We start from the raw sequence: 12560 nt of genomic DNA, 5'->3' as shown, positions 1-12560 counted from the left end.
TAGCGGTCATCGAGATAGCTAATGGTGGTGTTTTGGGCGATCGCCGTTTCCAAATTGGCGCGATCTTTGGGGGTGTCGAGGTCAGAAAGACCTGCTCCGGCACTAACGCTGCGAGCGAGGTTCGTCAGGTCTTGATCCACAATCCGAACGGCCACAATCGACCCTTGGTTAATGAGTTCGTTGGTCAGGCGCGAGAGGCCAATCTGCTGCTGAATGTCCTGGATTAACTGCGCTTCGTAGCCTACCTGAACAATGCGCGGCTGATCGACCCCGGCCACACCTACGTACTTAAAGAGGCGATCGTCGATTTCGCGCATGCGTGTATCCTGGATGATCACCTGTTTTTCACCCGTAAGCAACTGCCAAAATGCGCTAGCTTGGGGCTGTTTGGCCGGATCTGGACTAAAGGTAAATTCAATACCCGGCACGTTATGGATGTAGGCGTAACCGTTGGAATCGGTAATCCAAAACTCATCAATGACCGTTTGATCGGCAATGAGCTTTAAGCGCTCGGTAATTTCTTCAGGCGAGAGTCCGGCTTGTTCTGCGATCGCCACAAACTGGCTCGTGATCATCGCCTGTCCCACCGTTTGTTCCCCTAGATCTTGATCGAGGTTAGTTTGCACATCTCGGCTAAAGCGCACCATCCGTGCCAGAAACTGAGCAATCAAGACCCCATCGGCCTCGGCCTGATTCAAAATGGATTGACGTGCGCCCATGGCTAACAGCGTTGCTGTGGTGAGCACACTAGCCGAAAGCAGCAACATCACAATCGTTAGAATTCGAGTCCGTAGGTTCATACAACAAGGCTCCGCAGGGTGAGGCAAACGATGACAGGAATTAAAAATAGAACTAACCGTATGTGCGGGTTAAAGCTTGCAGATGGGAGGCAATCGAGGCATGATTAGGGCTGGAATCGATTAGAGTATCCGGTGCATGGGCCAACGATCCAAAAACCTGATCCCCTTCATCGAGCCAAGGGATATCTTGAGTCCAGACATAAAGGATCGGAATTTGGGGCGATCGCGCCTGGAGCGATGCCCAACGCTCAACGTTGCTGGAATCGACCATGAGCGGATCTAGGATGATGGCGGTCGGGGATTCCTGCTGCACGGCGGCGATCGTCTCTGCCAGGGTGGGCGTTGTGTGAATCGTCCATCCGTGGCGAATCAGTAAGCGCTCCAGCATATCCCGTGCGGGGCAGGGGGGCTGAACCAGTAAGACAGACTGGGTTTTGGGATCGCTGACGTAGGGCGCTAGCAGCCTCAAAATGTGGGGGTAGTGTTCCGGTTTGGTTAGCATATGGCAAGCTCCGAGAACCTGCCCGTGGAGGGTAGATGCGCCCGCTTCGATGCTCAGGGAATGCAGCACTACGGGAATATTCATTAACCAGGGATCATCCTTAAGTGCTTTGAGGGTGGCCCAACTGCTGCCGTCGGGTAAGGAACTCCCTAACCAAACGATCGAGGGATGCAGTTCCCGGATCAGGCGGATTCCATCTTGCCCCGACCAACTGGTGACCACGCGATAGCCCTCTTGATTTAACTGTTCCACCATCCAATCCCGCACGGTGCGATCGCCATCAATCACAATCACCAAATCCTGGTTTGCGTGGGATAAGCCTGCCGTTCGAGGAGTATAGCGGGAGGCGATCGCCTCATCGGATGTAATCTGGGTGGGCAATCGCAGGGTGATGGTTGTACCCTTATTGACGGTGCTGGCGAGGTGAATGTCGCCGCCTAGCAGTTGGCTTAGGCGATGGCAAATGGCTAGTCCTAACCCCGTGCCGCCGTAGACGCGAGTGCTGGAGTCGTCTACCTGGGTAAAGGGTTCAAAAATGCGCTCCTGCTGTTCGGGGGGAATGCCAATGCCAGTGTCGATCACTTTGAACCTTAGCCAGGTTTGACTGGGCGATCGCTCATCCCAATCGATGATGAATTGAATCGTACCCTGGGTGGTGAATTTCAAGGCATTATTCAGCACATTGAGTAAAATTTGCCGAAGCTTGCCGCGATCGCTATAGAGCGGCGTGTCTTCAGGTACGTTGAGATCTAAAGACAACGTATTTTGATTCAGATTCGCGAGCGATCGCACCTCCGACCACACCTGCTCCACGAAAGATCCCAGTACAAAGGACTCCAGGCTAACCTCCATCTGATCGGACTCCAGTTTGGAAATATCGAGGATATCGCCAATGAGATTGAGTAGATGCTGGCTAGCACTGCGGATCTTGGCTAAATCACTTAAATACTTGCTGTGTCCCTCATCTTCAAATTCATCCTGCAAGATATCGGTGTAGCCAATCACCGCGTTGAGAGGAGTCCGGAGTTCGTGACTCATGTTGGCGAGGAATGCGCTGCGGGCGCGGTTTGCCCGTTCGGCACTGTCTCGCTCGGCACGCAGTTGGTAGAGATAGCGCTGTTCCTGCTGCCGGAGCCATTGCCGTTCTAGACAGGTATGCAGCCGAATATTGAGCAATAGCGGATTTACAGGCTTGAGAATGTAGTCATCCGCGCCCATATCCAAACAGCGAATGATGTCTTTGAGATCATCAATGGCCGATACGATAATGACCGAAATAGACGCAAGGCTGGGATCGGCTTTCAAGTGTTCTAAAACCTGGTATCCCGATAATCCCGGCATGAGCAAGTCTAGAAAAATGACATTGACCCAATGCTGATTCAAATAGTCCAATCCTTCGCTGCCACTGCTGGCGATCGCCACTTGGTATCCTTCCCGTTGAAGTTGCCGGGAAATTAGTAAGCGGGTAGGGGCTTCATCATCAATGACCAGAATGTGGATATCGGACGGATTCATAACGCATCCTTGCGGTAGATGGGGGCTTCGAGAATTCGGGTAAGAGCTGTGGTTAAACCAGAGAGTTGGACATTCCGTTGGATTCGGCATGGGTAGACGGGGCGATCGCCTTACGGACAAAATAGAAGTCGCGCTCCAGCCGCTCAATCCAAATCGGTTCTGATGTTTCCCATACCTTACCTGGACGATCAATTCTCCTGGAGCATTCAACAGTCCAGTCAGGATGTTTCAACAGGTCTTGGAGAGGAGGAGATGCCGCCCACGCTGCTGTCTGAATCAGGATTTGTCTGGTTGAGTCTATCTGCCAAAATTCGCCCAAATCCCAATGGAGGTGGGTGCCAATGGCGTCACCACGATCAAAAAGGGCACGACCCAGGCCACCATCAGCGCAAGCAAGCGTCCTCGCTCGGAACGAAGCCCTGCCCAAATGCCGCGAAAGTTCTGTTGATCCTTGCCCATGTCTGTTGAACGCTGTTGTGTGGTCACTACTGAGTCATCACCTATGACAACTATTCGTTAGGATTCCCGATTTTGCCGGAAAGATCAGCGGCGTCCATCGGGCTTTTCGGAATTTCTAAACCCATCTCCTTCAATGATCACTGCTCTATTGGTAACCTATCTGAGCGCAGATGTTGAGCAGACGATAGCTTTGTTAAACTGCATGGGATGGGAGGTGGTTTAGGAACAGGGCACAATGAACATCGATCACATTCAGTTTTGTGTAGATGATGCTCTGGTCTGGGCAGACAGGTTTGCGCGATGGTTTCAGCTTCAGATCCCATGGGACGGGACTGTGGATCACACCCAGATTGCGGTGGTTTGCGGGGATGCCGTCTGTCTGGTGCTGGTTACCCCGTTGAGCGATCGCAGTCCTTTTGCGGATTACCGACGCCAGCATCCGATGGGAGTGGTTGATGTCGCCTTTCAAGTTCAGGATTTAGATGCCGCGATCGCCCATGCCCAGGCTCATGGTGCCCAACTTCGGTATCCCTTGCAAACCCATACCTCAGCGGCTGGTCAACTCCGGTGGGTGCAGTATCAAGGTTGGGGGGATCTGCGCCATACCCTGGTAGAACGACGCGGTGTCACGCCTTTGTGTCCCCTAACGGTTGGGGTTGGTGCAGGTTTTCCGATCGGTTGGGCGTCTCCAGCCCCTCGGCAATCGCCCATTTCCGCCATCGATCATGTAGTGCTTAATGTGGCTCAAGGCGATCTCAACCGTGCGATCGCCCAGTACGAAGACTGGTTCGGATTTCAGCGGCAGCAGTCGTTCACTATTCAAACCCCCTACTCTGGACTGATCAGCCAAGTCCTCGTCCATCCCAGTGGTTCTGCCCAACTCCCCATCAACGAACCCACGTCCCCCTCGTCGCAGATTCAAGAGTTTTTGGATACCCATCGAGGGGCAGGCGTACAGCATATTGCGCTGGAAACACTGGACATTCTGGATGCGATCGCCAGCTTTCGGCAACAAGGTTTAGCATTCTTACCTGTGCCTGCCAGCTATTACGAGCAGCTACAGCAACGCAGGGACTGCAAACTCTCACCTCAGCAGCTACGGGCGATCGCCCAAGCCGAAATTTTAGTGGATTGGCAAGCCGCAGAGCCGGATGCTATTTTTTGGCAAACGTTCACTCAGCCCATCTTTGGAGAACCGACGTTTTTCTTTGAAGTGATTCAGCGCTGCACTGCCACCGCCCAGGGCGATCGCCATGCCAACGGGTTTGGTGAGGGCAATTTTCAGGCCTTGTTTGAAGCAATCGAGCGGGAACAGGTTCAGCGAGCGCAAACGCGCTAATACCCATTTCAAAAATTCCAGCTATAGATGAAAGGCTGAAATCCCTGATGGTGCAACGCATTTGCAACTCAAAACTCAAAACTAGTCTTAGGCAATGTCACACAACCGTGATGAGAGGGAGGGGCGATCGCTCCTCATTTTGATAAAAATTATGCAAATGCTAGACATTTACCAAGCTTTAGTGGTACATATGAATGTATGGTACGTCCGTTCTATCGTTACATTCAGTGTGTTCAGGTGAGTTATGGAACCTCTTACCAATGTGCAGCAGCAGCTCTACGACTGGCTCGTTGAGTATATCCGCGTGAATCAGCATTCCCCCTCTATCCGTCAAATGATGCGGGCGATGGGGCTAAAATCGCCTGCGCCGATCCAGAGTCGTTTAGAGCATTTACGCAATAAGGGATACATCGAATGGACCGAGGGCAAAGCTCGCACCATTCGAATTCTCAACTCGATTAACCAAGGCGTGCCCATCAAGGGTGAGATTGCCGCAGGGGGTCTCATCGATCCCGTTACCGATGAGGCGGATATCGAGCGACTTGAAATGACCGGCGTTCAGTTGAAGCCCAACGACTATGCCCTCCGCGTCACCGGGGACAGCATGATCGATGCCATGATTGGCGATGGTGACATTGTAATTGTGCGCCCGGTACAGGAACCGGATCGCCTCAAAAACGGTACGATTGTTGCTGCTCGCGTGGATGGACAGGGCAATACCCTCAAGTATTTCTATCGTGATGGGGAACACGTCACCCTAAAAGCCGCGAACTCTGCCTATGACCCTATTCAGGTATCGGCGGATATGGTTCATGTGCAGGGCGCTCTCGTTGGTGTTTGGCGACAGTACGCTATCTAGGTTGCTCTCCTGTATCCCATGAACTGAGCGGTGGGCTTCTCCCGTATTCACGACCATTTGAGACGTGAATGGCGGATGGTTATTGAATGGTTCATGAAAAATCAGTATTTCAAAGTGTCCTGAACACGCCCGTGCAGCAGGGTGATTTTGCGATCGCAATGGTCACCCTGTTGTTTTTTCTAGCCTTTCACACCGCTGCCTGCATCGGTCGGTACGATATAGCGCTGCATCACGGTGAACAGCAGCAGAATAGGCGCGATCGAAATGACCGAGCCTGCAGCGATCAGTCGCCAATCCAGGGAGAATGCACCTGCGAGTTTTGCGACTCCCAACGGTAGAGTGTAGTACTCTGGGCGATCGAGAACGATCAGCGGCCAGAGAAAATCGCTCCAAGAGCCAATAAATACAAAAATTGCTAGGGTCACTAAGGCAGGCCGCACCGATGGCAGCATAATGTGCCACCAAATTCCCAGTTCTGTACAGCCATCCACACGGGCTGCTTCTTCCAGTTCCTTCGGGACGCCGAGAAACGCTTGACGGAGGAGAAAAATGCCAAAGGCGGAGGCGATCGCCGGAAAAATGATCCCCAGATAGGTATTCCGCAAGCCTAGTTGCACCGTCAGAATATACAGCGGAATCATCACAATCTGGAAGGGAATCAAAATCGTAGATACGACCAGCGTAAACAGGGCCTCGCGCCCTCGAAACGAGAGCCGTGCAAGGGGATAGGCCGCCAGCGAGCAGAACAACAGGTTTAAGCCTACGGTCAACACCGCCACCAATACGCTGTTGAACAGATACCGCCCAAAGGGATTCGTTTGCCAAACTTTGACAAAATTCTGGACGGTGGGCTGAGCCGGGATGAATTGGGGTGGAAATTGGAAGATATTTTCGTCGGGGGACTTAAACGCGGTGCTGACTAACCACAGCAGCGGTAACAGCATGGCTAGGGCGATCGCCCCCAGCAGAATGTACAATCCAACTGTTTGCCAAGATTTCGATGCCTGCATATCGACCGCTCTATCTTTCAACGCGATGCGCCTCACCATAGCCTACCTGAATCCTGCGATAAAACAGCCCCCTTTGCACCCAAAATCCCCATAAACAATCGAGGTCTAGGAACGGAGTTGTCCATATAGGCACAACGTTCCCACCCTCAACGTTTGTACAAATAGGTCATCAGAACCCTAAGGCTGTGCGGTTTCTGACACCGAAGCCATCGGTGCAGGCGGAATGAACGACGAGAGGTTTGGGTCCGACGTTGAACTCGACGTCTCACAATCGCAAATAACGCCACCCAGCAGATCCTTCAGCACAGGCACTAAAGCATCGATGCGACGTTCTACATCTTCCACCACATTCCCTAAGTCGCGGGCAACTTTTGCTAGCTCACGACCATCAACGGTGATTTGCTGGAGAGGGTAATTTTGCAGAAACTCAAGGAGAGAAACCCGGTTGTCATCGGCAGCCGAAAGCAAAAGAGCCGACCGCAACGCTCTGATATTGGTGATCCCAGAACCCGAGTTAATAATCTGTCCAATTTGGAAGAGCACATACTCTCCAGGAATAGAGTTCAGAGTCTTGTCCAGAAACGATAAGCTGATGTCTAATTCTCTGGTAAGAATAGTCTGGAAAACTTCCGGCTTAACGCCTGCAAGATTCAGATACCACCGGAGCGATCGCGATGCTTCGCCCGTTTCTGCAAAGGTTGTGAGTTCCTCAATAGACAGCGAACGACCGAAGGGGCCATCGGTAAACACTAATTCCTGTGCCGCGTTTGCAGAATGAACATCAGCAACGGTCAATGCACAGACCCCTAACGCAAGACCCAGGCAGGTACTGCGTAATTGGACTATCAATGGAGACAGTAACTTTTTCATTGAAATACTTGCATGGTATGTGAACTGCCCAACATAGCGCTAGACCCGCTGATGGCCCTATGACAGTCACAGTTGTGTGACTTGGAAGTAGAGCGGTAACAGCGGTAGCCTATAGATGCAACTGGAACGAACGGTAAGTTACAGACTGTTCGTTAGTCCAATAACGGTGGTCGTCACTTCAGAGTTTTCAGCTTCGTTGGCTGAGTTGGCTGATGGAGAGTTGTTACACTCGCGGCTTTGGAGAGATGGGGCAGAATCCGACGAGGGAAGCAGTGATGAGTTCTGATCGTCTGTTTCGGTAGATTCTGGTTCTGGTTCTACCGTTTCTGCAGGCTCCGTAGTGTCTTCCGCTGATGCAGGAGTCGCTGTCGTCGAGGTTTCAGAGGATTCGCAATCGCAAAGCAAATCTTGAAGATACTCTTTTGCAGTTTCTAGAGCGGGACGAATGCGTTCTACAAAGGTTTTGACGTCGTTGTATACAGTCTGTAGCCCCTGCAGATCTAAGTAAATGTTGGACTCAGGATATAGTTCAGCAATTTCCAAGATCGAAAAGCGACCATCATTCTCGTAAGACCCTCGCAACGCTATCCGAATAGCGTCGATCGTACTAGCACTAGGCAACTGGCTCACCAATCGATCAATCTGCATGACAACAAACTCTCCGGAGGAAGACTCCAGAAAATCTTCTAGACCTGTTCCAACCACAACTTCATCCGAAATTAGGCTGCGGAGAAGGGGAGCATCTTGGCGGTTTGTATCAAAGAATTCTTGAACTTCTGGCAATAACTCACCCGTTTCTGCGAAGGTCTTGAGTTGATCAATGGTGATGGTTAATTCATCATTCGCCAGTCTCAGAGTGACCGTTTCAGCGGCGATCGCCCCCTGAGCCCCTACAAACAGACTTCCGCATCCCAAAAGCACCGTAGCGAGTGCAGCTTTTCTTACGTTTGCAGCGACCTCTCCAAACCAAACACCATGCTGTGATAAAGGATTAAAAAAATGTGTCATGCCCAGCATTTCACTCCCCACAAAGGAATACTAAGTAATCACAATGACCGTACTGCCCAAGCCATCAATCGTCAAGCTTGGCCCCTACATTACAATACACCGCGACAGTAGGGCGAAATTATATGATTTTCCTAAACGTGATTTCCTATCACCTAGATTTGCGTAAAAGCTTTACTCAGACTGACTTTTGCGTTGATTTAGAATGAATTCAGCGATCGCCAAATCGATGGGAGTCGTCACTTTCAGGTTTGTCTCTTCCCCCTCCACGATCTGCACAGGTAGACCACACTTTTCAAACAACGCGGCATCATCGGTCACTTCCCAGCCCTGTTTGACGCCCTTGTCGTGACAGTCCTTTAGCAGATCGACCCGAAACCCTTGGGGCGTCTGGGCAGCCCACAGGTTAGCGCGATCCGGCGTATCGACAATGGTGCGGGTAGCCCCATCTACAACTTTGATCGTGTCTTTGATAGGAATGCCAGCGATCAGACCATCACAGGTTTCAATTGCCTCCGCGCAGCGGTCAAAAAGTTCCGGTGTGGCTAAGCAGCGGGCACCGTCATGAATTAGCACGTGTTCGGCGATCGCAGGCAAACCGCTCAACCCGTTGTAGACTGACTCTTGCCGCGTTGCGCCACCGGGAATGAATTGCACCATCTTTGTGAGATCTAGGGCGGTCACAATGTCCTTAAAGTCAGCAACGTCCCCCGGTTGGGCGATGATGCCAATCCAGTGAATTCTATTGGATGCCTTTACGGCTTGCAGTGTCCAAGCCAGCAACGGTTGATCCATGAGAGGTAGAAGCAGCTTATTGCGATCGCTGCCCATCCGTCGCCCAACCCCTGCCGCTGGAATGAGTAAATACACAGCCCCCTAATGCCTCCTCTAGCCATCCAATGATCGGGTTGAACATCTTGCGTTGTTACCTGCGTGCATTGTGAGCGTTCTACAACGTCCCGCGAGGATAGCTCTTCGCCAAGAGCCTACCCCTATCCAACCCTGCCTAATCAAAATATCCCGTGTCCAAATGCAGATTCTGATTAGATGTATCTTTCCCATCTTCCCCTAAAATAGGGAGCGAATATGCGTAACAAATTGTTATTTATGCGGATAGTAGCTCTTGTCCCTGGCGGGATTGGCGATCAGATTCTATTCTTTCCGACCCTCGATGATCTCAAGCAAGCCTACCCTGAGGCCACCATTGAGGTAATCGTCGAGCCACGAGCCACCAGCGCGTACCGAGTCAACAAATCAGTCAGTGAGGTCATTCCCTACGACTTTAAGAGCAGTAGTAGTCCGGCTGATTGGGCCAATATCTTAGGAATTCTGCGCGATCGCTACTATGACGTTGCTATCTCGCTAGGACAGCGCTGGACGGTGGGTTTCTTGCTCTGGCTCACCGGGATTCCTACCCGCATTGGATACGGTGGCAGTGCGGCTACCTTCTTGCTGACAAACCCAGTGCCGCTGAACAAAGATCAGTACGCGGCCTACATGTATCATGACCTGCTGAAAGGACTGGGGATCGCCAAGGCCAGTCCAAATCCGTCGATTACGATTCCCAAAAAAGATCTGGATTGGGGCGATGGGGAACGTCAGCGCCTCGGCATTGCCGACACGGGTTATGTGATCATTCACGGTGGGTCGAGTCAGCTTGCCCAAGTTAAGGGAATCGACAAAATCTATCCTGTGGAAAGCTGGCAGCAGATCGTCCAAGATTTTCAGCAACGTCAGCCGGATTTACCGATTGTGGTGGTTCAAGGGCCAGAGGATGAAAAGCTGGTGGCGCAGCTCACGCAGGCATGTCCTGGATTGAAAGTCACCAAGCCTGGCGATATTGGTAAATTGGCAGCAATGATCGCAGGGGCAAACCTGATGCTGTGCACCGACAGTGCGCCTATGCATTTGGCGATCGCCCTCAACGTATACACGTTGGCGCTCTTTGGCCCCACCGATCCCGCAAAACTCATGCCCAAAGACGAAAAGTTCATTGGCATCAAGTCTCCGACGGGCAACATGGCCGACATCTCGCCTGAAGACGTGTTGAAGCGGGTTTGGGGTGGTTAGGATATCCGTATGGTCAAACGCGCAGTGTTTCTCGATCGCGACGGGGTGCTCAACATCGAAGCGGGGTATATCCATCATGTTGAGGATCTCAACCTGATCCCAGGGGTTGCCTCTGCGGTGCGATCGCTCAACGATCAAGGGTTCTTTTGCTGTCTGGTCTCCAACCAATCTGGCCCAGCCCGAAATTACTATCCCAAGTCCCACGTTGATGCGCTTCACGATCGCCTCTGTATGTTGTTATGGGATGAGGCAGGCGCTAAGCTGGATGCGCTCTATTACTGCCCTGATTTGAGTCTGCCCGAAGGGGGAGAGAATCCGGACTTCACGCGCTGGACGACCTGGCGCAAACCCAACACGGGAATGCTTGTCGCTGCCGCATGGGAGTATGACTTAGATTTGCCCTCTAGTTTTATGGTGGGCGATAAGGCAACCGATGTGGATCTCGCCCACAATGCAGGCTGTACCGGGATCTTGGTGCAAACGGGGTATGGCGATCGCGTCCTCAGCGGTGATTACCAGCACCACACCCAGCCCGACTTTATCGCGAACGACCTAGCGGCTGCTGTGGACTGGATTTTGCAAAATCGTGCGGTGAAACTATAGAGATTTTACTACGGTCAAATGCTTTAAGATAAACTAAGCACTATAAACAAACCTCGCTCGCATTCCTTCGCACCCTACCCATGAGGAGACAGGATGATTAACCCCGATCAAGTTCAAGCGATGATCAAGACCCATTTGCCCGATGCAGAAGTGCAAATTCAGGATCTCACGGGCGGTGGCGATCACTATCAAGCTGTTGTTGTATCTTCGGCTTTTCAAGGGAAGACCTTGGTGCAACAACATCAACTGGTGTACGGAGCGGTGAAGGCGGCCATGGCCTCAAACGATATTCATGCTCTTGCCCTCAAAACCTATACTCCCGAGGAGTGGCAGACGATTCAAGCGGTGTAGGTGGGCGATCGCCGCTCATCCGTTCCATAATGATCCCTCAAGAGCTGTAGTACGATTTTCTGCAACGAACCATTCAATACTGCAAAGGTTCCTATGACTTCAGATGCTCAAACCCGAATCGAGTCCATGATCAAAGACAACAAAATCTTTGTGTTCATGAAAGGCAATAAGCTGATGCCCCAGTGCGGCTTCTCCAACAACGTTGTCCAAATTCTCAATACTCTAGGTGTACCTTACGAAACCTTTGATGTCCTCTCCGATGAGAGCATTCGCCAAGGAATCAAGGCATTTTCCAACTGGCCGACGATTCCCCAGGTCTACATCAATGGGGAGTTCATTGGCGGATCGGACATTATGATTGAGCTTTATCAGAAGGGACAGCTTCAGGAGATGGTGGAAGTCGCCTTGGCGTCCTAGGCGCGATGTTTCCCACCGTCTATGAATTATCGAAGCTAGTATCTAAGCCAGAAGAGGGGCGCGATCGCGTCCCTCTTTCAAATCGTTAGTCATTACTGTTAGAAATCCACAAAAGATCTATAGAATCAGCACGAGCATTCGCTAGAACTTTGCAGGTGAAGCAGGGTGGACTGCATTTCAAATCAGTCTACTTCGGCTGTTTCGCTCAGGATGAGGACTAGGAGTAGAAGTCTCCGCCCGGAACAGAGGTTGCGAAGTTCGATGGATCGTACAAGAAGCGTGTCACTTCTTCTTCGATGTGATGAACCAAAAACGGCTCAATCACGCTGGATTGGCGCAAAGCTGCCAGATATCCATCAACATAAAGACGAAGCTCATCCAATCGGTAGCCTCGGTTCCACTGTTCCGTCAATTCATCCGTAAGATGTTGATAGTAGCGGATAGCGCGGGGATCTTGCAGCATAAGAGTTGTAAGTAGAAGGCTCCTAACGACAGTAATGCCTGTCCGTTGAGAACACAGAGTCGAAATCACAAATGAATGGAATCCTATCTGCATCTAAACTGAACATGCTGGGAGAGCAGTCCGACTAGCTGAACCTGAGTGGCTTCCCATACCTACATTATATTTCCAAGCACGGTTAGGGCGGATTCTGTTCGCTAGCGCCTTAATTGGAGGTTTCCGTACTTGTCTATCAGGCATGACTATAGATGGCTTTGTTGCATGATTAGAAAAACGGTCAGGTTCGCCTTGAGAGTGTCC

At 51.4% G+C, this 12560-nt stretch carries 15 protein-coding genes; 6 read left to right on the top strand and 9 right to left on the bottom strand.

Going from position 1 to position 12560, the window contains the following annotated elements; genetic code table 11:
- The 4 genes from IGR76_04035 to IGR76_04020 form a co-directional block, all read right to left on the bottom strand.
- A partial coding sequence (locus tag IGR76_04035; GenBank protein MBF2077694.1) for an adenylate/guanylate cyclase domain-containing protein occupies nucleotides 1-800 on the bottom strand: 800 nt, incomplete at its 3' end.
- Between the two features lie 52 nt (nucleotides 801-852).
- A complete protein-coding gene (locus IGR76_04030) occupies nucleotides 853-2817 on the bottom strand; it encodes a response regulator (protein ID MBF2077693.1) in 1965 nt (654 codons plus the stop codon).
- Between the two features lie 52 nt (nucleotides 2818-2869).
- On the bottom strand, nucleotides 2870-3049 hold the full coding sequence (locus tag IGR76_04025) for a hypothetical protein (GenBank protein MBF2077692.1): 180 nt from the start codon (nucleotides 3047-3049) through the stop codon (nucleotides 2870-2872).
- Between the two features lie 65 nt (nucleotides 3050-3114).
- Nucleotides 3115-3303 (bottom strand): hypothetical protein, encoded by a 189-nt coding sequence (locus IGR76_04020; GenBank protein ID MBF2077691.1) that lies wholly within the window; start codon nucleotides 3301-3303, stop codon nucleotides 3115-3117.
- Nucleotides 3304-3511: 208 nt separating this feature from the next.
- Between IGR76_04020 and hppD the strand changes: the two genes are divergently transcribed.
- Complete coding sequence (gene hppD / locus IGR76_04015; protein MBF2077690.1) at nucleotides 3512-4615, top strand: 4-hydroxyphenylpyruvate dioxygenase; 1104 nt, start codon at nucleotides 3512-3514, stop codon at nucleotides 4613-4615.
- 244 nt (nucleotides 4616-4859) lie between these two features.
- Complete coding sequence (lexA, locus tag IGR76_04010) at nucleotides 4860-5474, top strand: repressor LexA (protein MBF2077689.1); 615 nt, start codon at nucleotides 4860-4862, stop codon at nucleotides 5472-5474.
- A gap of 179 nt (nucleotides 5475-5653) precedes the next feature.
- On the opposite strand, the gene IGR76_04005 is transcribed toward lexA, so the two are convergent.
- The 4 genes from IGR76_04005 to IGR76_03990 all read right to left on the bottom strand — a co-directional run bounded on the left by IGR76_04005 (nucleotide 5654) and on the right by IGR76_03990 (nucleotide 9229).
- Nucleotides 5654-6484 (bottom strand): carbohydrate ABC transporter permease, encoded by an 831-nt coding sequence (locus tag IGR76_04005; protein ID MBF2077688.1) that lies wholly within the window; start codon nucleotides 6482-6484, stop codon nucleotides 5654-5656.
- A gap of 177 nt (nucleotides 6485-6661) precedes the next feature.
- Nucleotides 6662-7279 (bottom strand): alpha/beta hydrolase, encoded by a 618-nt coding sequence (locus tag IGR76_04000; protein ID MBF2077687.1) that lies wholly within the window; start codon nucleotides 7277-7279, stop codon nucleotides 6662-6664.
- A gap of 213 nt (nucleotides 7280-7492) precedes the next feature.
- A complete protein-coding gene (locus IGR76_03995; protein ID MBF2077686.1) occupies nucleotides 7493-8362 on the bottom strand; it encodes an alpha/beta hydrolase in 870 nt (289 codons plus the stop codon).
- 171 nt (nucleotides 8363-8533) lie between these two features.
- Nucleotides 8534-9229 (bottom strand): 2-C-methyl-D-erythritol 4-phosphate cytidylyltransferase, encoded by a 696-nt coding sequence (locus tag IGR76_03990; GenBank protein MBF2077685.1) that lies wholly within the window; start codon nucleotides 9227-9229, stop codon nucleotides 8534-8536.
- Between the two features lie 237 nt (nucleotides 9230-9466).
- Between IGR76_03990 and IGR76_03985 the strand changes: the two genes are divergently transcribed.
- From IGR76_03985 to grxD, 4 genes are all read left to right on the top strand, one after another.
- On the top strand, nucleotides 9467-10429 hold the full coding sequence (locus IGR76_03985) for a glycosyltransferase family 9 protein (protein MBF2077684.1): 963 nt from the start codon (nucleotides 9467-9469) through the stop codon (nucleotides 10427-10429).
- A gap of 9 nt (nucleotides 10430-10438) precedes the next feature.
- Nucleotides 10439-11032, top strand: a complete 594-nt coding sequence (locus IGR76_03980) for an HAD-IIIA family hydrolase (protein MBF2077683.1) — start codon at nucleotides 10439-10441, stop codon at nucleotides 11030-11032.
- Between the two features lie 93 nt (nucleotides 11033-11125).
- Complete coding sequence (locus tag IGR76_03975; GenBank protein MBF2077682.1) at nucleotides 11126-11383, top strand: BolA family transcriptional regulator; 258 nt, start codon at nucleotides 11126-11128, stop codon at nucleotides 11381-11383.
- 93 nt (nucleotides 11384-11476) lie between these two features.
- Nucleotides 11477-11800 (top strand): Grx4 family monothiol glutaredoxin, encoded by a 324-nt coding sequence (grxD, locus tag IGR76_03970; protein MBF2077681.1) that lies wholly within the window; start codon nucleotides 11477-11479, stop codon nucleotides 11798-11800.
- A 217-nt stretch (nucleotides 11801-12017) separates the two neighbouring features.
- Here grxD and IGR76_03965 read toward each other — a convergent pair whose 3' ends face one another.
- On the bottom strand, nucleotides 12018-12263 hold the full coding sequence (locus IGR76_03965; protein MBF2077680.1) for a hypothetical protein: 246 nt from the start codon (nucleotides 12261-12263) through the stop codon (nucleotides 12018-12020).
- Between the last annotated feature and the right edge of the window lie 297 nt (nucleotides 12264-12560).

It is taken from the genome of Synechococcales cyanobacterium T60_A2020_003 (assembly GCA_015272205.1).
Lineage (GTDB): Bacteria > Cyanobacteriota > Cyanobacteriia > RECH01 > RECH01 > JACYMB01.
Note: the sequence above shows the minus strand (reverse complement) of the source record. Positions and strands in the feature narration are given on the sequence as shown.

Excerpts from the sequence above, each read along its gene's own strand:
- IGR76_04030 (MBF2077693.1), bottom strand. The coding sequence starts at position 2,817 with ATGAATCCGTCCGATATCCACATTCTGGTCATTGATGATGAAGCCCCT.
- hppD (MBF2077690.1), top strand. The coding sequence starts at position 3,512 with ATGAACATCGATCACATTCAGTTTTGTGTAGATGATGCTCTGGTCTGG.
- lexA (MBF2077689.1), top strand. The coding sequence starts at position 4,860 with ATGGAACCTCTTACCAATGTGCAGCAGCAGCTCTACGACTGGCTCGTT.
- IGR76_04005 (MBF2077688.1), bottom strand. The coding sequence starts at position 6,484 with ATGCAGGCATCGAAATCTTGGCAAACAGTTGGATTGTACATTCTGCTG.
- IGR76_03995 (MBF2077686.1), bottom strand. The coding sequence starts at position 8,362 with ATGACACATTTTTTTAATCCTTTATCACAGCATGGTGTTTGGTTTGGA.
- IGR76_03985 (MBF2077684.1), top strand. The coding sequence starts at position 9,467 with ATGCGGATAGTAGCTCTTGTCCCTGGCGGGATTGGCGATCAGATTCTA.
- IGR76_03980 (MBF2077683.1), top strand. The coding sequence starts at position 10,439 with ATGGTCAAACGCGCAGTGTTTCTCGATCGCGACGGGGTGCTCAACATC.
- IGR76_03975 (MBF2077682.1), top strand. The coding sequence starts at position 11,126 with ATGATTAACCCCGATCAAGTTCAAGCGATGATCAAGACCCATTTGCCC.
- grxD (MBF2077681.1), top strand. The coding sequence starts at position 11,477 with ATGACTTCAGATGCTCAAACCCGAATCGAGTCCATGATCAAAGACAAC.
- IGR76_03965 (MBF2077680.1), bottom strand. The coding sequence starts at position 12,263 with ATGCTGCAAGATCCCCGCGCTATCCGCTACTATCAACATCTTACGGAT.